This is a genomic window from Paenibacillus sp. UMB7766-LJ446, from assembly GCF_030226665.1.
Lineage (GTDB): Bacteria > Bacillota > Bacilli > Paenibacillales > Paenibacillaceae > Paenibacillus > Paenibacillus vandeheii.
In genome coordinates this window covers 175,532-196,507 of record NZ_JASOYM010000004.1, presented here as the reverse complement: position 1 = coordinate 196,507, position 20,976 = coordinate 175,532, and the positions used below count along the sequence as shown (strand labels likewise).

Annotated in this window: 17 protein-coding genes; 2 read left to right on the top strand and 15 right to left on the bottom strand. The window is 46.3% G+C overall.

Annotated features, from left to right (window positions below):
• Positions 1-17 precede the first annotated feature (17 nt).
• The 9 genes from QP794_RS12030 to QP794_RS11990 all read right to left on the bottom strand — a co-directional run bounded on the left by QP794_RS12030 (position 18) and on the right by QP794_RS11990 (position 12,098).
• Positions 18-1,448 carry a 4-hydroxyphenylacetate 3-hydroxylase family protein gene (locus tag QP794_RS12030; protein ID WP_285077420.1) on the bottom strand — a complete coding sequence of 477 codons (1,431 nt, stop codon included), beginning with the start codon at positions 1,446-1,448 and terminating at the stop codon, positions 18-20.
• Between the two features lie 137 nt (positions 1,449-1,585).
• On the bottom strand, positions 1,586-3,544 hold the full coding sequence (locus tag QP794_RS12025) for an FtsX-like permease family protein (protein WP_285076791.1): 1,959 nt from the start codon (positions 3,542-3,544) through the stop codon (positions 1,586-1,588).
• Positions 3,519-4,289: an ABC transporter ATP-binding protein gene (locus tag QP794_RS12020; RefSeq protein ID WP_094936769.1), complete on the bottom strand. Its 771-nt coding sequence runs from the start codon at positions 4,287-4,289 to the stop codon at positions 3,519-3,521. Before QP794_RS12020 ends, QP794_RS12025 begins: the two co-directional genes overlap by 26 nt.
• Positions 4,290-4,570: 281 nt before the next feature.
• On the bottom strand, positions 4,571-5,557 hold the full coding sequence (locus QP794_RS12015) for a sensor histidine kinase (protein ID WP_285076788.1): 987 nt from the start codon (positions 5,555-5,557) through the stop codon (positions 4,571-4,573).
• Entirely contained in the window at positions 5,554-6,258 is a 705-nt protein-coding gene (locus tag QP794_RS12010; protein WP_024633804.1) for a response regulator transcription factor, read from the bottom strand. Before QP794_RS12010 ends, QP794_RS12015 begins: the two co-directional genes overlap by 4 nt.
• Positions 6,259-6,332: 74 nt before the next feature.
• Positions 6,333-7,661, bottom strand: coding sequence for a beta-N-acetylhexosaminidase (gene nagZ, locus QP794_RS12005; protein ID WP_285076786.1), 1,329 nt, complete (start codon positions 7,659-7,661; stop codon positions 6,333-6,335).
• A 377-nt stretch (positions 7,662-8,038) separates the two neighbouring features.
• The gene (locus tag QP794_RS12000; protein WP_285076784.1) at positions 8,039-9,142 is read right to left on the bottom strand and encodes an NADH:flavin oxidoreductase; all 1,104 of its coding nucleotides are present in this window, start codon (positions 9,140-9,142) and stop codon (positions 8,039-8,041) included.
• Between the two features lie 317 nt (positions 9,143-9,459).
• Positions 9,460-10,770, bottom strand: coding sequence for a hypothetical protein (locus QP794_RS11995; RefSeq protein ID WP_285076782.1), 1,311 nt, complete (start codon positions 10,768-10,770; stop codon positions 9,460-9,462).
• 278 nt (positions 10,771-11,048) lie between these two features.
• On the bottom strand, positions 11,049-12,098 hold the full coding sequence (locus QP794_RS11990) for a 2,3-butanediol dehydrogenase (RefSeq protein WP_285076781.1): 1,050 nt from the start codon (positions 12,096-12,098) through the stop codon (positions 11,049-11,051).
• Between the two features lie 400 nt (positions 12,099-12,498).
• On the opposite strand from QP794_RS11990, the gene QP794_RS11985 reads away from it, so the two are divergent.
• Positions 12,499-13,536, top strand: coding sequence for a LacI family DNA-binding transcriptional regulator (locus QP794_RS11985; protein WP_285076779.1), 1,038 nt, complete (start codon positions 12,499-12,501; stop codon positions 13,534-13,536).
• A 146-nt stretch (positions 13,537-13,682) separates the two neighbouring features.
• Here QP794_RS11985 and QP794_RS11980 read toward each other — a convergent pair whose 3' ends face one another.
• Both QP794_RS11980 and QP794_RS11975 read right to left on the bottom strand, forming a co-directional pair.
• Positions 13,683-14,657: a D-2-hydroxyacid dehydrogenase family protein gene (locus QP794_RS11980; RefSeq protein WP_285076777.1), complete on the bottom strand. Its 975-nt coding sequence runs from the start codon at positions 14,655-14,657 to the stop codon at positions 13,683-13,685.
• Positions 14,658-14,890: 233 nt separating this feature from the next.
• Positions 14,891-15,475 carry a TetR/AcrR family transcriptional regulator gene (locus tag QP794_RS11975; protein ID WP_285076775.1) on the bottom strand — a complete coding sequence of 195 codons (585 nt, stop codon included), beginning with the start codon at positions 15,473-15,475 and terminating at the stop codon, positions 14,891-14,893.
• 241 nt (positions 15,476-15,716) lie between these two features.
• Between QP794_RS11975 and QP794_RS11970 the strand changes: the two genes are divergently transcribed.
• Positions 15,717-16,937, top strand: coding sequence for an MFS transporter (locus QP794_RS11970; RefSeq protein WP_285076773.1), 1,221 nt, complete (start codon positions 15,717-15,719; stop codon positions 16,935-16,937).
• Positions 16,938-16,948: 11 nt separating this feature from the next.
• Here the strand turns inward: QP794_RS11970 and QP794_RS11965 are convergent, their stop codons facing one another.
• The 4 genes from QP794_RS11965 to QP794_RS11950 all read right to left on the bottom strand — a co-directional run bounded on the left by QP794_RS11965 (position 16,949) and on the right by QP794_RS11950 (position 20,951).
• A complete protein-coding gene (locus QP794_RS11965; protein ID WP_285076771.1) occupies positions 16,949-17,098 on the bottom strand; it encodes a hypothetical protein in 150 nt (49 codons plus the stop codon).
• A 148-nt stretch (positions 17,099-17,246) separates the two neighbouring features.
• Positions 17,247-17,591, bottom strand: coding sequence for an SRPBCC family protein (locus QP794_RS11960; RefSeq protein ID WP_350338864.1), 345 nt, complete (start codon positions 17,589-17,591; stop codon positions 17,247-17,249).
• A gap of 155 nt (positions 17,592-17,746) precedes the next feature.
• Complete coding sequence (locus QP794_RS11955) at positions 17,747-18,838, bottom strand: HD-GYP domain-containing protein (RefSeq protein WP_285076769.1); 1,092 nt, start codon at positions 18,836-18,838, stop codon at positions 17,747-17,749.
• A 277-nt stretch (positions 18,839-19,115) separates the two neighbouring features.
• Complete coding sequence (locus tag QP794_RS11950; protein ID WP_285076766.1) at positions 19,116-20,951, bottom strand: UbiD family decarboxylase; 1,836 nt, start codon at positions 20,949-20,951, stop codon at positions 19,116-19,118.
• Positions 20,952-20,976: the final 25 nt, after the last annotated feature.

Below are 20,976 nucleotides of genomic sequence, written 5' to 3'. Positions count from 1 at the left end.
CGTTCCTTCAGTTCCATTCATCCCTTGCTATGTAACCATGGTTCAACCCGTGCATATAATCGGTCCTTGTCATACTGCATATACTGACTCGCCCGATTGCGTACCGGGTCGCCGGCGTAGAAACGTTCATACAGATCATGTCTAGCTCCCAAAGGAGTTCCCGTCAGCTCCCAGGCGAGCTGGAATAGTCGAATTTTCTCCGGTGCCTGCATCGTTACACCGCCAAGATACTTGTTCATCATGGGGCTGATACTATTTTGCAGCTCCAGATTCCCGGAAGGGATCTGAATGAGACCACCGGCGGCGATTGTCTTCAAAATCTCAACAGCGCGTGGATAATAACGATTCCCCAAATTGCGGGCTGTTTCGATATATTTGAATGATGGGAGCCAGTTCCCATGAACATCCGGCGCAGCTTGTGCCTCGGAGGCAATGATGAGTCCTTCAATCGTGTGCATCTGACTAATCATTTCCCCAAGCTGTTCCTGTACGTTCAGGAAGGAATCCACTCCAATCTCCTTGGCAATGGAAGACGTGATGGCTGTGATGAATTCCAGCTTCGAATGCAGCCGAATAATGCTCTGATGATAAGCCAGACTGGAGGATGCGGCGTTGCAGCGAATCTGCCATACCGCTTCCGGATTGTTGTGCAGCAGTACACGCTCCCAAGGTACGAATACGTCATCAAAAAATAATACAGCATCCATCTCATCATACTTCATACTGAGCGGATGAGCGGTATCTGAGTCTGATACAGCAAAAGATTCTCTACATACCATATGTAAACCTGGACTGCCTGCTGCAACAATAACCATGTGCGCCAGTTCTGGGCGATGTCCGGGAATGCGCTGAATTGGATATGCAATGATATCATCCGCATATGGTGCCGCAGTTGCCACCATCTTGGCGCCCCGGAGGACAACCCCCTCTGTATTGGTACTCATGATTCGGAGCATGGCATCTTCATCTTCCCCTACAGGCAGAGCGCGATTAATCTGCGGGTCACGCTGAACAATGGTCAGGAAGGCATCCTTTCGTTTAGCTTCTTCATAATAGGCAGCGATTTTACCTCCAAATGCCGGGTCGTATACAGCCATGGCGTCACGCGTGGCATACCATCCGGTCAGGCGGGATCGAGCGTAATCCGATAGACGGCTCATGACCCCATAGGTGCGATCGGACCACAATCGAAAGGCTGCCGCCCTGTTGTTGATATCCAGCGAAGTTCGAGGTACACGAAAAGCCTGATGTACATATCCCCCCGTCTGCTCATCCCAATAAGCCACTGTTTCTCGCGTATCCGCATCGTCCACCAGATTGAACAAACTTTCAATCGTATGCAAGGTTCCACGGAAGGCAGGATGCTCCGTAACGCGAATACGTTCTCCATCCAGCCATACATTGCGTTCGTCATTCAACCGTTGCAGATAAGCTTGTCCACGAGACATCGTTATGCTCAATGTAATCCTCCTTCTCAGTAGCCAGAACGATACATATTGTATCTATTGAAATAGTACTTTGCTTTGGAGGAAAAAGTCAACAAACACCGAACCTAAGGTCCGGTGCCTTTTGTATTAGATTTATATCAGATCAATTTGGCATACATGTTGCGTAAATAGCGCCAGCGTACTAGCAGGAAGAACAGAATCTGCATGGATGCAAATACCAAGAAAATACGCAAGGTATAACCCATGACTGAGAAATCTACCAACTGCTGCAATGCAACAAAGGCAACGGAGCTGTGGATAATGGCCAAGACGATTGGCAGGAAAAACATTAACAGCAGCTGTCTGGTTACGATGTTACGAAGCTCAGGGCGACTCAGTCCCATCTTGCCAATCATGCGATACTGCTCTTCATCCCGTTCCAGATCCGCATATAACCGGAAGTAGGTAAAGCTTGCAGCAAAGGTGAAAAAGACGATGCCAATCAAGCCGCTCAGAATAAGGATGATGCCATTGGTTTGTTTGGAATTAAGCCAATCCAGTACGAGAGCGCTGAGCTCGAAGTAGCCCTGACTACCCGAGTCATTTTGAATGGATTCGATCAGATCAGGCGCAATCTTCCGCGTTCCCATCCAATCGGTCACAACAAATTGAGTTTTTCTATCGAAATAAAAATTTTCATCCGCTTGGATTGCATTCTTAAATTCCTTATTCATTTTATCGTACAGCTCATTGGATACCACATATACGTCCCTTGTAAATTCAGCCGGGATCACGATCTCGGTTTCAGGTGTTGTTAACCGAACCTTTGCATGAGCTTCTCCGACCCACAAATCGAAGTTACTCTGAGAGGAACCCTCTCCTGCCTCTGCACGTAATGCTTTACGACTTGTAAGATTACCTGGAGTCATAAACGAGTCATTGGTATTCTCCAACGTTCGCTCTTTATAACCTAAAGCCTTGGCAAGATGATTATACTCACTGAGTTTGATCATATAGTTGCCCTCGTTATCCGTCAGCGGAATATAACTTCCTTTCTGGTACGGAACTTCATTATCAATGAGTGTCTCTTCGATCTTTCTGATGTGGCGTTCTGCACTAGATGTATCCCATGAATTCTGGTAAGTAAACGCATATGGATTCGTCATGGATGACAAGCCCGGATCAGCGATCGCCAGCATTGTGCCAATGCCCGTAAAGGCTGAGGCCGAGATCACACTTACCATAAAAAACATGACCGCATTATCTTTCATTCGATAGGTAAGTTCGGACAGAAACAGTAAATTCGTTTTGCGGAAAAACAACCGTTTATTGCCTTTGAGCGCCCGAATGGCATATACACTAAGTTGGGTGAATAACAGATACGTGCCTGCAATAACCAAAACAACGCTGCCGACCAGCAAAGGGAAGGAGAATGTGATCCATACAAAGGTAAATACACCCGCATATCCACCCCCAATGAGTATGACGGAGAGTAGTGCTAATAGACGTGAAGCCTTAGGCTCAGGTTTCGGTTTTTCCTCTGATTTTACAAGGTCAATCAATGACCCTTTTCGCATCAGCAGGGATGAGGTCAACGCAATCACAAAAAACAGAAGCAAAAATGCTCCGACAGTAAGTGCAATAGCCTTTCCTGGAAAATAGAAACGCAGACTTTCTTCCACAGCCAGCATGGAACCGCAGATTAAAAGGATTAGCTTGGCAAAGATCATTCCTAATCCAACGCCTGTCACAATGGCAGCCAAACCAATACACATGTTTTCCATAAATAACAGTCGGTTCATCTGTTTGCGAGTCATGCCAATGATTTGAAATATGCCAAATTCCTTTTTACGTGTCTTTAGAAATGAACCTACGGAATAGAGCAGAAACAGAAACGAAAAGATGAAAATAATAATCTCTGCAATCAGAAACCCCTGATTCGCAAGCATGGTTACTGTATTACTTGAACCCTTTAATCCTTCCTTCAGATCCGGGTGAAACAAAAGCAGTGCATACGTAAAAAAGATCATGACCGAAAACGTACTGCTCAGAAAATGGGCCAGGTAAATTCGTTTGTTGCGAACAACATTATTAATGGCGAACTGGCGAAAATTCATGACCCGAGCCTCCCATCAGGGATAATACGTTAATGATTCGCTGATAGAACGTCGATCGGTTATCGCCATAATGAATTTCGTTGTACAGTCGTCCATCCTTAATAAATACAACCCGGCTGCAATAACTTGCAGCAACAGCGTCATGCGTGACCAGCAGCATGGTGGCCCGATCTTCCTGGTTGCGGCGTTCCAGCATCTCCATTACATCACGCGCTGCCTTCGAGTCAAGATTTCCTGTTGGCTCATCTGCCAGCACCAGCTTGGGAGAATGAATCAGAGCTCGTGCAATTGCTGTCCGCTGGGCCTGACCGCCGGAAATTTCATACGTACGTTTGTTCAGAAGATCTGCAATACCGAGCTTCTCTGCGAGCCGATCAACACGTTCATTCATCTCTTCAACCGATACTCCGTCGAGCGTGAGCGGCAGGACAATGTTTTCTTTTACGGTGAGTGTATTGAGCAGGTTAAACGACTGGAATACAAATCCCAGCTCTCGGCGTCTGAACAAGGCCAGTTCATCATGATTCAGTTCAAAGGGATTCTTTCCTGCAATCTGCAATTCCCCTGAAGTTGGGTGGTCAATAGTTGAAATCATGTTCAACAACGTTGTTTTGCCACTGCCTGATGGACCCATGATGCCAACGAATTCACCCTCCTGAATACTGAGATCAATACCTGATAAGGCTTCGTAGGACACGACTCCTTTATAAATTTTGCTAATCTGTTTCACTGAACATATCTCCATAGGTTGATGGCTCCTTTTAGAATTTGAATTTGAATTAAAATAAGTTGGGCTGAACATCATTGCCAATCGATGTCATTCTCTTACTTTCTGACTTCAGTCTATCGAAGTTTCGACTATTCTCCTATGGATTAACCTTTCATCTTCATGACATTATTGTAAGGTTACGTTATCACTCATGATTAAAAAAGCCCTCTTCTATGTAGAACAGAGAAAGACGCCGATACCTGTTGAGGGGTACCAGACGTCTTCCCGTTTTGTTTTGCATCCTGCTGATATAGTTTTCATGTTTCAAATATAATGGTTACGGTTGTCCCTTCTCCCTGAACCGATGCCAGATCAATTCGATGATTCATCCGTGTCAGTACATCCTTTACAATATACAGTCCCATACCCGTGGATTCTTTAAAATGACGTCCATTCTCTCCCGTGAAGAAAGGCTGGAATACACGGTTAAGATCAGACTTTGGAATGCCCACACCCTGATCCTTCACTTCAAGGATGATGGACCGTGCGGATTCGTAAGCCTGAATGGTGACCTTTTGCCCGTGGCTGCCAGAAGAGTACTTGATGGCATTGGATAACAGCTGTACAAGGACAAACCGAATCCACTTGGCATCCGAGTGCACCATTAACGCAGAGTTAATTTCCATCTCGGGATACACATGGTTACGAATGAAGAAGCGTTTCAGTTCATGAATGGCCTCTTCTGCGGCAGCCTTGAGTGATACCGGCTCCACAATGAAGTCCTGTTCAAATGTCTCCAGCCGCGCCACGTACAACACGGTTTCCAAGCCCCGCCTCATCTGGTCTGCTTCCTCTCGAATGCTAATGAACCGTGGATCTTCATCCTCCTGATCTTCAACCGTCAGTTCAATGACGGACAACGGTGTCTTCATCTGATGTACCCATTGGTTCATAAATGTCAGATATTCCTGCTGCCGCTGTTCCAGACGATGCAGATGGGTATGGTAATGACCATACTGCGAATCCAGCAGTTCCGCCAGAGCCTGCGGCAAAGGTGCGGGCTCATTCAGTGGAACAAATTCTTTTAAATCATTCATTCGTTGGGACATCCGTGAATAAAACATACGATGGGACAGATAACGATAAATGAGATAACCTGCGTACAGGCATAACCCCAGAGATACCGCATACGTGGCCGTTAACCAGTGGTCATAGCCGTCGTACCAGAAGACTGCAACGACAGTAAGCAGCACAACGATTACCCAACAGGTCAATACGATATGTTCTTTGATAAACAACTTCATGAGGGCGACGATGCCTTCCAATTACTGTTGAGTCGATAACCCGAACCTCGTACCGTCTCCAGCGCATCCGTAATTCCCAGCTCAGTCAATCGTTTACGCACTCGGGTCACATTCACGCTAAGTGTATTATCATCCACAAAGGAATCATCCCACAGCTTTTCCAAGATGGTTTCACGGCTAACTAATTTTGGACTGCGACGCAGTAACGTCTCAAGCAAAATGGTTTCTTTCTTGGTCAGTTGTATCTTGCGGTCACCCAACTGCATCTCCAACCGTTCCAGATAGACCGTCAGTCCATCCAATTCCACCTTGCGTTCTTCATGACTTGCAGCATAGTCGCCGTACACCCTGCGCAGCTGACTACGAATTTTGGCCATGACAATTTCATGCTCGAACGGCTTCGTGATATAATCGTCCGCACCATTCTCAAGCGCCATGACCTGATCCATCTTGCCACTCCGGGCCGAGATGAAAATGATCGGACAAGTGGAGATGGAGCGAATCTGTCGACACCAGTAGAATCCATCGTAACTCGGCAAGTTGATATCCAGCAGCACAACATGAGGCTTCAGTTGTTCAAACTGCCGGACAACCTGCTCAAAATCCTCAACCGTTACAGCCCGGTCTCCATATCGCTCGATATGGGATTTGAGAAGACCCGCAATCTTCGGATCATCTTCAATAATCATTATTGTATACATAAAAAAGGTCTCACCTCTAACCTGTCATAATGGAATATGCGATTCTCTTTCCAAAATCATAACACAGGTGGGTACTATCGGGCATCGACCTGCTTGCGCCAATCCAGAATGTCAGCGTTCAGCTGCTTCAAATCTCCAGACGACTGCTTCTCATCAGACATGTTATACTTCTGTTTCAACGCCAGAATTCGATAGACACTTTCATCAATGCGAGATTCGGAAATCTTCCCTGACTTCACCGCGCTCTTCAACGTATCAAAAATAGTCTTGGCACTCTCATAACTGTGAGCTACCAGCAGAATATCGCTCCCTGCCTGAACCGTAGCCACGGCGGCATCGTCCAGTTTGTAATTTTTCGCGATTGCGCCCATGCTCAGATCATCTGTGATGACCACACCGTCATACTTGAATTTGCCACGTAAATGCTGACCAATGATGACATCCGACAAGGAGGCCGGATGGTCGGGATCGAGTTTCGGAAACAGAATATGAGCTACCATAACCGCTTCCACCTGTTCCTTCACCGCAGCCTCAAACGGAATCCATTCGAGCTCGGCAAGCTGCTTTTCTGTTTTGTTCACGACAGGCAGATCCAGATGGGAGTCCACGGACGTGTCCCCATGACCAGGAAAATGCTTCACCACAGGAATAATCCCTTCGCTGCGCAGCCCCTTCATCTCGGCTATACCCATTTTGGATACCAGACTGGCTGAGCTTCCAAATGAACGATCCCCAATTACCGGGTTATTCGGATTACTGTTTATATCCAGCACCGGAGCAAAATCAACGTTAAAGCCAACAAGCTGAATTTGTCTTGCCAACAATTTACCCATCGTTTCAGCCAAATCAGCATCCTTCGTCTTACCGACTTTCCCGTTGGAAGGGATGGACTCTACCGTTTCCGGCATACGACTCACTTTGCCACCCTCCTGATCCACACTCATGAAGATCGGAACCGGATTGGAACGATTGGCATCCTTAATGGATTGCACAAACTTTGCTGTCCCCTGAAGGGTTGAGACGTTATTGGCATAGAAAATAATGCCTCCCACCTTCTGATCCATGATCATCTGTTTCGCTTGGGCATCCAAAGTGGTCCCTTGAACACCTGCGAGAATCATTTGTCCGACCTTCTCATCCAAAGACAATTGATTGAGCTGCTCTTGTACCGGATCTTTTTCCTCCTGCGGCGGCACTGTATTCTGCTGATCATCCTGATCATTTGCGCCTGCGTTTGAATTCGCATCTGTCTTCGTTCCGGTATTATGGTTGCTTTGCTCTGACGAGGAAGGCTTCTGCGACTGCCCACATGCAGATAAAAGCAGGAGTATTCCGAATAGAAGGAACAGCGTATGAAGCGTGTTTATGTGTTTGTTTTTTGAATTGCGACTATGGATATACAAGGATGTCATCCTCCTTAAGCGTTGTTGTCATTCCGACTGAATATGGTTCAGGCATAACCTTATCATAAGGTGCTTCATTTTCAAAATGGAGACAGCTCGCGCACAAAAAAAGATAATGTAGTCGGAATAACGAAAAAAATTCCCCTTTTGGGGTTAAAGTGTGGTACTTCATGGTGTTATTACTTTGGGCGTGTGTGATTGAAGGAGATGAGAAAAGGTGTCAGCGGTGCGAAAAACGATTTTCTATTATGAATTTTTCATATGATGAAATTATTATTGTAGGAAGGTGAAAAAGCCACCCTTCGGCGGCTTCACGTTTGTTTTCAGTTTTCGTTGCCAATGGCGTTTGTTCTTACAAACCTTTTCTGAAAGTTCTCTTAATAGAGTGTTTGCAACACTTCTGTTGTAAAGGGTACGATTTCGGACTGGCGTCCTTCGCGAACTTTGTTCGGCCATTCCGGATCACTCAACAGTACACGCCCCAATGCGATCAAATCAAATTCATTTTTCTCCATTTTCTCGTTCAATTGATCCAGGTGAGCATCGCCAGCCCCCTGGTTTTCATTCGCTCGATCAACGAATTCCGCTTCAAGCCCTACTGATCCAACAGAGATCGCCGGTTTGCCACTTATTTTCTGTGTCCAGCCTGCCAGATTCAGCTCTGAGCCTTCGAATTCCGGCAGCCAGAAACGACGTGTTGAGCAATGGAAAATATCTACGCCTGCAGCCGTCAGAGGGGCAAGGAACTGCTCCAGTTGTTCTGGTGATTCCACCAAACGTGCGTCATAGTTCCCCATTTTCCATTGGGAGAAACGAAGCATGATCGGAAAGTCAGGACCTACAGCAGCTCGACATGCTTCAATAACTTCGACAGCAAAACGCGTGCGCTGCACCAGATCGCCTCCGTACTTATCCGTACGACGGTTGGTGTGTTCCCAGAAAAATTGATCAATCAGGTAACCATGAGCTCCGTGAAGTTCAATACCATCGAAACCGATGCGCTGTGCATCGGCTGCTGCCTGTACATACGCCTGGATAAGACCCTTGATTTCGTCCTCTGTCAGCGGTTCTCTCTCCGGTTCACCTGCCATACTCTGTCCCGATGGACCTACTGGCTCAGCTTCTGCATTAGGCAGATCGCCCGAACGACGAGCTGTGCCCACATGCCACAATTGTGGCATAATTTTGCCACCTGCTGCATGGACTGCCTTGACTACATTCGCCCAACCCTCCAGCGATTCTTCGCCATGGAACAGCGGAATGCTTGCGCCACTAATGGATGAAGGGTGGTTAATTCCTGTTCCTTCGGTAATGATCAGCCCTACACCTCCGGCTGCTCTGCGACGATAGTATTCCACGACCTCTGGTCCGGGTACGCCTTCGGGTGAAAATCCACGAGTCATGGGCGCCATGACGATCCGGTTGGACAGGGTGAGCTTGTCCGAGGTAAATGGTTTAAACAAAGCGGTCGGTACATTCATTGTGTATTGCTCCTTTACGATCAGATTGGAAGAAAACATGTACACGTTCTAGCACATGCTATTGTATAACTACCACAGATGTTTTTCAGCGAGTCGATTAAGATATCTCCTTTCTATATTATAGTTTCTGATTTTTATTTTCAAATTTTTGAAAGAAATTAATGGCCTTTTGAACACAAAAATAGAGCAAGCTCGATGTAGCTTCTTCTAAGAAGCTCTACCATTTCGGCCTGCCCTACTTTTATTCTAAATTGCCCTCGCTGTAACCAAAAATGTGGATGCAGCATAGTATATAATATCCATAATCTTCCTTACGTTTACTTAGAATTAGCAGGGATATCATTGCGATTAACTCTTAGCAATTTGCCTGATGAAGTGGATAGAACATCGGGGTCCGTGCCTAGCCCAAAGTAGAAATCACCTTCGTGTTCTTCAAAAGACCTGGCGTACGTGTCCTGGTTGAAACGGAGAATTTCATTCCATGTGTTCAGATCCGTCGATTGATATACGCGGTTTATATAGAGATTCGCACTTTTACGTGTGTAGGTAAGCACATAGACTTTACCATCTCTCAGCAGCAGATCAGTAGGAAGGGCCTGGGTATCCGGCAAAATGACGCGCTTTGCCTGATTAATATCAGTCATGATATTCAAGGATTTGGGTAACAGCTGCCCGTCATTGAATACCCCTCCGGCAATATAGAGCAGCTTATTTTTGAAATTAATATTTTTTCCGATTTTATTATAGGGGACTGTTCCCGTTTGATAGGATAGCCCTGGAAGCATTTTGCTGCCATAGATGAGCACGTCTTTCTTTTCAAGCTTCTCATTAATCTCTAATATATTCGTTTTATCGCCCCAAATATTATTGGCAGGATACATCATACCGGATGCATATAATTTGCCCTTGATTTCAAACAGAGTATACGCCCTGAAGCCAAATGTATTGATGGTGGCGAATTTTTGCCAGCTTTCACCTTGATCATGAGAGATTAATACGGTAGGTTTCTGCTCGGTACCCAGTGCTGCAAACAGTTTGCCCTGATAGGACGCCAAATCGTACACATGTACACCCAGCGGCAGATTGCGATACTTGGTCCATACATCTCCATCCAATCGGTAGAAGTTCCCCATATCCCACTGCTCGCCATCCGAATCATTTCCGGGAATATACAATTTGTCATTTAGCACTTTGTAAATGTCAATCTGTTCCTCATCCACAAACTTTTTGGTCGAAGGAACGATGCTCGGATTTCTATTCGTAACGGATTGGGTTACAAATTTGGGAGTGGCTGTGTCGTAATAAATGACCGGAATTGGGCCCGCATTGGGTGAAACACCTAAATTACTGCTGTTCCCATGCCCCATATATATTTTTCCTCTGTACAGTTGCAAATCCCAGACATTATTGGCATAAGGCGCTTTCTTAAAAGGCCTTCCAAGCAGCTCAATCTTGGACGTCACATCGGCGGATGTGATAGGCGCATTGGACACCTTGGCAAGCATCCGTTCGGCAGTCGGCTGCTCTGTTACAGTATTATTCTTGGGTTTCGAATTGCCCATAAGCAGCCACCCCATACCTGCAACGAGGGTCAAAATCACAGCTGCCCATTTCGTATTCCTCTGCATGTCCGCTTCCTCCTTCATTTAGTAAATAACACCTTTACACCGAAATGATACAATTTGTATCTTTTCATATTATGTAAAACGAAACCTACTTGCAATCAATTCCGCCCGATTTGTGCAAAAAAAATAGACAATCGCATCCAGAGATGCGTTGTCTATTCGTCATAATTCAAGTGCATGCCTGCTAAGTGAGCATCAGCTCCAGTTGAACTCCAACTGGGTTGCCTATCTCCATTTGCTGACTTCCACTCTATTATATTCTGATGTTATTGGCCTGGAATTTACTCTGCTTTCACCAGAATTTTAACCTGGTTTTTCTCTTTGAGCAGTGCTTCAAATCCATGCTCTACCACTTCGTCCAGGCTAATTCGTTTGGTTACCAGCTTGTCTGCCGGGAAGAAACCTTTAGCCATCAGACTAATGACAGCCGGGAATACATCACGGTAACCGATAATGCCATTGACCGTACGCTCCTTCATGACAATGGAGTTTGGCAGAATCGGTGCTTCCTGTTCAAAAATGCTGACGATCATCAATTCACCACCAATACGTGTTGAATCAATCGCTTGCTGCAGTACCCGTGGAACACCGGTCACTTCATAAGCTACGTTCACCCCGCCTTGAGTCCGTGCATGAATTTCTTCCACAACATTGTATTGTGCAGGATCAATAACGATAGCGCCAAGTTCTTCCGCTTTGGCTTTACGTTCCTCGGATAATTCAACGACATAAATATTCGATGCACCAGAAGCTTTCAGCGCTTCAATAACCAGCAAACCGATCGGACCCGCACCAAAAACAGCCGCAGTGTCGCCGACTTTCAGTTTGCTCTGACGCACAGCATGAAGAGCTACTGCGGAAGGCTCCACCAAAGCTCCTTGCTCGTACGAGATGGAATCCGGAATGGCATGCACCATATTTTCCTCAGCCGTTACATACTCCGAGAAACCTCCGCCTCCCCCAGCAAGGCCCAAGAAACCCATCTGATCGCATAAATTATACTTTCCTTGCTTGCAGGCTTCACAATGACCGCATGCATAGATCGGTTCAACCACAACGCGATCACCTGCCTGAAAACGTGTCACGCCTTCGCCTACTTCAACGACTTGTCCTGAAAACTCATGCCCCATCACAACAGGTGCTTGTTCCCCTGTTAGCGGATGCGGTGCTTGAGCCGGAATGAAGATCGGGCCAGCAGTGTACTCGTGCAAATCACTGCCACAGATTCCACACCACTCCACTTTTATTTTAACCTTTCCCTGTTCAGGGCGGGGTTCATCAATATTTTCGAGACGCAAATCTTTTACTCCGTGCCAACGCAATGCTTTCATTTGTTTCATCTCCCAGATCATAAGTTTTGATATAATCGGAAACGTTTCCGTAAATCAAATATGTCACATTTTAAATAGACTGTCAAACATAATTTGTCACACTTATGTCTATATTATGAATTTTACGCCGATAATTCTGGGGTAAAGCCAGCCTTCAATACCCCTGCCACTCCGAGAACAAAACACCCTCCGAGCGCTATTATCCCCAGATTTTTTGGGATACTTTTTTTCAAAAGGAATAATCAGCTCTTTTGGAACAATAGACAACTATGATCTTTCAATCGTATTCACAGGATACTTGTTTGCTCAAATGTTATAATCAAGGTATAGTTTGGTCATTCCATTTGTACATATTTTCAAAATTCGGAATCGTTTCCGATTGAAGTGAGGTTAACTAAACGTGAATAAAGATCAGAAGGTTACGATCAAGGACGTTGCAGAACTTGCAGGTGTAGGCATTGCTACCGTCTCCAGAGCCATCAACAACTCGGAAGGTATCAGCAGCAAAACACGTGAGAAAGTCATGCAGGCCATTGAGGAGCTTGGTTTTGTCCCCAATACCTCTGCCCAGAGTCTAAAAATACGCCAGACGCATCAGATTGCACTGGTTGTACCTGACATACGCAACGCCATTATTCCCGAGATTTCCTGGTCTGTTGAACAAACAGCGAAGCAGCATGGCTATCATGTGGTTCAAATCAATACGGCGGGCAATGCAAGAACGGAACTGGAAACCATTCGTAACATCAAAAAACTGCACGTGGACGGGCTTATTTTCATGCCTTTGGCCTATCCCAAAACATTGCCTGGCCTAATTGATAAAGCGCCCCTTCCCATTTCCATGATTAATTACGGTAAAAAGCTGGAGCCTGGCATGAAAGCAGATGTCGTTTCTCTTTCACAACCCGAAGGGAAACTGGTTATGGAACATCTGATTAAAATTGGGCGGACCCGCATCGCCTACGCCGGTGCCCCTAAAGACATTATCGAAGAACGTTATCGGGCTTATGAGAAGGCCGTAGGTCATGTAGATATCTCCCTCGTTTATTTCGGAGAAGATTTTTCATTGAATACGGGAGCCAATGCAGCGGATTACTTTCATGGGCTGACTCACATGCCAGATGCCGTATACGCCATTAATGATATGGTTGCCATCGGATTGGTCAATCGGTTTAAAGAACTGGGCGTTCGTGTGCCCGAAGATATTGCTGTTGTGGGCGTTGACAACAACCAATTTACTACCGTTTCGTCTCCCCAGATCAGTTCAGTCTCGATTATGGGCGAAGAAGTGGCCAGACTTGCAACGGAATTGCTGTTAAAGCGAATTCGAGAGATGAGTACCACCGATTACGAGCATATTCAATTCGAGCCAAGGTTAATTGTGCGCGAGTCCAGTGTTGCCATGATCCGTTCATCATCACAAGAACCACAAGCCTAAGCATTGTCGTAAAGACACGGATCTATTTGACAACATTCGAATAACACAAAAAGAGGTGTTCTCCAGGAATGAATTTCAGTCCTGAGAAACACCTTTTTTCATCTTCAAACACCACACATTTATAGCTCAGCCCCACCTACGAGCAATCACTTTTTCGGAAGCAGTTGTCTAATCGGTGTACCCTTCAGGAACATCTCAATATCTTCTACAGTATGGTTAAAATAAATAGCATAGTTACCTTGAGTTACGTAACCAATGTGCGGCGTTGCCAAGAGATTAGGCAATGTGCGCAGAATATGATTTACAGGAAGAGGCTCCTGTTCATATACGTCGAGACCTGCCCCAGCAATCCACTCATTCTGTAAAGCCTCGACCATCGCCTCTTGATCCACAATGCCTGCACGAGACGTATTGATTAATAAAGCAGTATTTTTCATCCGTTGGAACTCGGCTCGTCCAATCAGATTACGAGTGCGGTCACTGAGCACCAGATGAATGGAAACTATATCACTTTGTTCAAGCAGCTGTTCCTTGGTCTCTGCCCATTGAACTCCCTGTTCTTCTGCTCTTGCCTGTGTCAAATTCTCACTCCAGGCGACCACTTTCATGCCAAAGGCTTGTGCAATCTGTGCCATTCGGCTGCCAATCTTGCCTAATCCGAGCAGTCCCAATGTTTTTCCGTACAAGTCCATGCCCACTGTACTCTGCCAGTTTCGATTCGAACGCAGCGCGTTATTTTCGGTCACCAACTGTCTGGACAGGCCCAGAATCAGCGCCCATGTCAGTTCGGTGGGGGGATTGGAGCTTCCTTCCGTGCCACAGACGATGACACCGTTTGTTTCCGCAGCTTGGAGGTCAATGGAGGCATTACGCATGCCGCTTGTAATCAGAAGCTTGAGTTTCGGCAATTGAGTGATCACGGATTCAGGGAAAGGTGTACGTTCACGCATCAACACAATCACTTCAAAATCCCGCAGTTCCTGAACAACCTTCTCTTCTGATCCCAGGTAATGATTAAACGTCTGAACCTCAACCCGATCCAGGATCGGAGTCCAATCCGCTGAAGAAAGGGCAACATTCTGATAATCATCCAATATGGCACAACGCAACTTCGTCTGCATGGTTGAATCTCCTCCTCATATATGTGCATCATCGAACAATGTTTGAAAATGTTACCCCGCATATGTAACTCATAATATACATTCCTAATTTAATCTATACCCTATCTGTATTGTATCAACTCAGCCCCCATCTGCCCAATGCCCTCAGACACAAAAAAAGCAGGAGCAGGCTCCCGCTTCTTGCCTTCATAACGTTCCATATGAACACCCCTTCTATAGAAGAAATCCTCCACTTATGCCTCAAGCAACGATAACGTAACCTTTATACTCTGCTGCACAAATAAACGGTCCGGCTCCGATTTCATCATAACGGTTAATCCAATCATCGATACAACCAGAGACTTGGAGAGCGCAATTGCGTCAAGATCATCAGACAATTCCCCGGTTTCCTGTCCCCGTTCAATCGTCTCCTTGAAAATCGCCGCCAGATACATCTGGTGCTCCCGTGTAAGAACAGCCAATTTAGGATCATGCGGAGCCAGTTCAACCATCGTATTGATGCAAAAACAGCCGTGACGAGGATCTGTTACATCCCCTTCCGCTCCAATATGTTCAAACAATGCACGGAAGGCCTCTTTTACAGAGGATGTATGCTGAAGTCTGGATCTGACCTGAGCGGCATGCAAAGTCGTATACCTGCGAAGTGCCGTTTCAAACAATTCCTTTTTGTCACCAAAAGCCGCATATAGACTGGGGCGCTGAATACCCATGGCCGTCGTCAGATCACTTAAGGATGTCGCTTCAAATCCTTTATCCCAAAATGTCTGCATTGCTGCTTCCAAGGCCTTATCCGTATCAAATTCCCGTTGTCTAACCATGCAATCACCCTCTTTGTGTATCGATCAGTATAAAACAATTCTAAGCTATACTGAATTCCCGTGTCAAACCCATCTCAATATACTAAAAAGAATATAGTCTTATCCCTTCAACTCTTGACATCATCTCAAAGCATGAAGTATGTTTATTCCGAATCATAATGTACTGATCAGTATATTTAAATCCAACAGTATTCATTCCGCTCCTAACGTACCACATTCGAATACGAAAGGTGAATCATTCATGCAAAATCCATCTTATCTAACACATCCCTCCAACGAAGGACGTCCGAGCATGTCCCGGCTTGTGGCGCTGTTATTTGCCCTTTGCAGTGGACTGGCAGTAGCCAATATTTATTATGCCCAGCCTTTGCTCGACTCCATTGCTGAGGAGTTCAGTCTCGCTCATTCATCCATTGGGATCGTTATCACCGTAACCCAGGTCTGTTACGCCCTCGGGTTGCTATTACTCGTTCCCCTCGGTGATCTGTTGAATCGGCGCAAGCTGATCATCATCCAGATGCTTTTATCCGTAATCGCCCTGATTGCAGTCGGTACCTCAGCATCCAGCCGAATTTTATTCATTGGAATGGCGGCTATCGGGCTGCTCGCCGTCATTACTCAAACACTTGTTGCCTTTGCCGCCTCCCTCGCTGCACCGTCTGAACGAGGGCGCATCGTCGGTCTGGTCACTAGCGGGATTGTCATCGGCATATTGCTGGCGCGAACCATTGCAGGTACCTTAAATGATTGGATTGGCTGGAGATCGGTCTATCTCTTCTCTGCCAGTCTGACGTTACTGGGGATTATCACCCTGTTTCTTGTACTCCCCAAACACGAACCGGAGCGAGAAAAACTAAGCTACACCCAATTGATCGTTTCTGTCCTGCAATTGTACCGTGAACTGCCTGTTCTTCGAGTACGCGGCATTCTTGCCATGTTGATTTTCGCAGCCTTCAGCACCTTGTGGACTTCCATGGTTTTACCCCTAAGTGCTGCACCATTCTCCCTCTCACATACTGCTATTGGAGCCTTTGGTCTCGCGGGAGCTGCTGGCGCACTGGCTGCTGCACGTGCAGGAAAACTGGCTGATCGGGGACTTGGACAAAAGACGACGGGCGTCGCCCTTGTCATATTGCTTCTATCCTGGCTTCCTATAGGCTATGTTCACCACTCTTTATGGCTGCTTGTAGCCGGGGTAATTATGCTGGACCTTGCCGTGCAGGCCGTGCATGTCACCAACCAGAGCTTGATCTATGAAGTTCGACCTGAGGCGCAGAGCCGTTTAACGGGCGCCTATATGATCTTTTATTCGATAGGCAGTGCTACCGGCTCCATCGCTTCCACTCAAGTGTACGCCTGGGCAGGTTGGACTGGTGTTTGCTTGCTGGGTGCAGGCGTTAGTGCCGCTGCGCTTCTGTTCTGGGTTTTTGATCGTTACAGCCATCGGAATACGGGGCACTAAATTAATCCAGCTTATTCCACACAACGATAAACAGAGTGGCTAAACGGACCAAATAACAGGGAAATCAGAAACCAGTTACGTCCACTTCTGTTTTTTCCCTGAGCAAGTCCGGCATTAATAAGGGCAAGCGTGCCCCAACCTACAACGTATTCGTTATCCATCACCTATCATCTCCTCTTAACAGATCGGCTCTACCTGTGGCTCTCAAGCAACGCCTTAAGTTTCAAATTACGACTCTCCAGAAAAGCCTGCATGTACCTCTTGAGTACAAAACGCTCTGCAACCCATCCCAGAACACCAAGAGGAGCTTCAAATCTCAGTGTGTCTCTCACAATAAGTGGTCTGCTCGCCAAGCTTACTGAAGCTGTGTTCATGTCTCATGCTCTTGAAGGCGCCTTTCTCCATCTGATCCACAAAAAGATGCGGCCGATTGTACTCGGCGATCCGGGAAGTCAGCTTCTGCCTTATCCCGAAATGGCTTGCCTCGAAAGTTACCGTATCGCCTTCGCCAATTTTTCCCGTTATAACACCTGCTATAGCCCGCTCACGGGTATGTTTCCAGACCGTCCGGGTATGAATATCAATATCCCTTGCATAGTCAAAGCATCGCTCAATGGGAGCATGTATCGTAATCTCGGTTACCACTTCAATCAAGGACTATCTCTCCTTTTCCTAAAAAGGAAAATTAAGGTCTTTGCAAAGTATACTCCTGGTCCCCGTGAAGAACAACGTCAGGGGTAGGATAAAAAAAGGGTCCCCTGTCATCGTACAGGAGGCCCGTTTTCGTATGAATTCAATTATTTTCAAACTCAGATGATTAACTCATTAATGGCAAGCGTGCGCTCTTTGGACAGATCACGATATTGTTCCGACTCCACCTTGATCAGTGGTTTGAAAATATCGGATGTATTGTTCATGACAATCACGCCCCGCTCGCCGTTGCTCAGAAGCACTTGTTTACCAATAAAATTAGGAAGCAGATGCTGCATCAAGGCCTGAACCGGCTTTTCATTCAATTTGCCAAATCCCATCGCATAGATATCACGCAGGTTGTTGATCAGATTCGGATTGCTGGTTCCGTGACTGCCGGATCTCATCCCGATGTATATGTCGGCGACAGATACGATCTGTGTATATGGGTGAATTTCTTCTTTTTTAAGTTGCATCGGATAACCGGTACCATCCTCCAGTTCATGATGCTGAAGAGCTACCAGCGCAGTGGCTTCATCCGTCATGGAACTTTTGATAATATCATGCCCATAGATCGTATGACGCTGCAATTCAAGCTGTTCATCTGCGGTTAACGGTTCCGTCTTGTTGCGAATCCGGTGGGATACTTTGCACTTGCCAATATCATGAAGATAGCCACCACGACTGATCTGGTAACTCTCTTTTTGAGAATAACCAAGCCAGTTGGCCAGGTAAAATGACAACAGTCCAACCTGAATGGAATGCGTGTAGTTATTGACATCATCCCGTTCCAGCATCATCAGGAGATGTACGACATCCTTTTGCTCGTCCAGTCCCTCCACCATTGGTTGAAGTGCATCATCCACCATTGTTGCGTTGAACTTGCCTACAGTCAGCGCTTCGAGAAATGCAGATTGATAGTTATGTACGGTTTGTATAAATTGGGATTTCATTTCTTCTTCAGGCGGTTCTTCCTTGGTGCTTGTGCTTGCTCCAGATGCAAATTTTGCCGCAGCAGCAAAGAATTCCGCTTCCGTGATCTCTTCCTCGCGTGGTTCAATATCCACATAGTCCACGCGGTGCTGCATCAGCAAGGTGATATCTTCACTTTTGATCACAGTACCCTGACCCAGAACGTGTAATCCCGCTTCGCTGAAAGTATCCGCAGTCAGACGGTCTCCATCTTGCAGGTTCATAATATGGATTCTCAAATCGGTATTCCCCCTGAACAATCATTTATAGTCAACAGTACCCGTTAGATCGGGTCCTATAAATCCCTATACTACTTTATATCGATATAATCTTTCTTTTTCTCCATAGTCCAAACGACCTTAATCGCAAAAGGAAATACGAACGTATAAGACTTTATTCTCACTCCCATTTTCAAAAAAGTCCCGGTTTGAATCCGTATTTAGATCACTGGTATCTTGTTTTACACATATATAACCAAAAAGCCCAAAAAAATCTTTGGGCTTTTATTGAATTTCACTATATTTTGATCGAACTCAGACTCGCTCCCTGTACAAAAAAGCGTTCAATACTCTTCTCAACAGATGGGTCCGAAATTAACGGTGGCGCCTGATGCGGCTTCACTCTGGCATCGATAATGATCTGGTCACAGCCCCAATGTTTATAGTTGTAGCCGCTATTTACACCGTACATATCATGGGACGGGTTACTGCGGGTAAATGTCGCCCACAAGAAATTGCTGAGATTCACACTCAGGAAAGAGCTATCGTCACATAATACGATCATCGGACAGGAGGACAAATCTCCTTTTTCCTTCAGCATGTCTGTTAATGCCTTCATTTCCTGTTCTGTATCCGCATAACTGGTGAACGGCGTACCCTGAACAGCAACAATTCCTGGCATCACGAGCTGTGGATTGTTATAACCTCGAATATCTTTCAATGTCTCCGGTACTTCCCGGCACAGCTCCCGGATCTTGTCCCCGTAGGCTGCAAATACAACCTTACTGCCGCTGTTCAATCCGGTTCCCGAGTAATCCAGCGTATCAATCGTTGTATTGGTATGGAAATGAATGTCCCGCTGCAGATCCATTCGTTCGAGGATATACGTCAGGAACTCCACTTCCCGATGTGTATCCAGCGGTTGCTGATCCTCTGCTGTGATAAACAAATACTTCGCCAGACTGAGCTGGCCTGTACCCAGAATACGACTCGCAATCGTCAGCAGCTCTGTTGGCTGTTTTACCGTCTGATACGGCGTATAACGTTCACTGCCAATTGCGAACAGAAGCGGATGAACCCCTGCTGCATCGACTGCATGGACTTCTTTTACCCCCGGAATCTCCTGTTTAATGGCATCACCCGTAATTTCGTGAATCAAATCCCCAAATGCGGTATCCTCTTGCGGAGGCCGACCCACCACGGTAAAGGGCCAGATCGCGTTCGGCTTGGCGTACACTTTATGCACTCTCATTAACGGGAATGGATGCGTCAGACTGTAATATCCCAGATGATCGCCAAACGGTCCTTCAGGCTTCGTCTCGTCCGGGTAAATATCACCCGTGATGACAAAATCGGCGTCATTGCTGATGCAATATCCATCCTTATAGCTGTAACGGAAGCGACGCCCGGCAAGTAGGCCAGCGAAAGTCATCTCACTGAGTCCTTCAGGCAAAGGCATCACTGCAGAGAGCGTATGTGCCGGAGGGCCTCCGATGAAAATGCTCACTTTCAGGGGTTCTCCCTTTTTGACTGCTTTGGCCTGATGAATTCCGATTCCGCGATGGATCTGGTAGTGAAGTCCAATTTCCTTGTTCAGTTCATAATCATTTCCGCTTAGCTGTACACGGTACATGCCCAGATTGGAGTTCATGATGCCTGGCTTGTCCGGGTCCTCGGAATAGACCTGAGGCAGCGTAACGAATGCTCCGCCATCCATGGGCCAATGCTTGATTAATGGCAGATCCGAAATCTGAATCTCCTGTGCGGTTACTGGCAGACTGATCGACTTCTGCTTGGGCAGAGCCTGCCAGGCGGCAAGTCCTGTGCTGATATGCTGAAATGGTGTTTTGAGTGCCTTCATTGGATCGTCCCGGACAGCCATGACACGTTGTACACCTTCAAGCGTTCCACGGAACATGAATTTGCTTCGCTCCAGCGTACCGAACAGGTTCGAAACGGCCTGGAACTTCGAGCCTTTCACATTTTCGAAAAGCAATGCTGGGCCTTTCGCCTCATGTACCTTCATATGTAATGCTGCCATCTCCAAATGAGGGTCCACTTCTTCCTTCACTCGAATCAAATGTCCATGCTGCTCCAGATCGTTAATGCAATCTTCCATATTGTGATATTTCATTGGATGGCTCCATTCTTTGTATAAT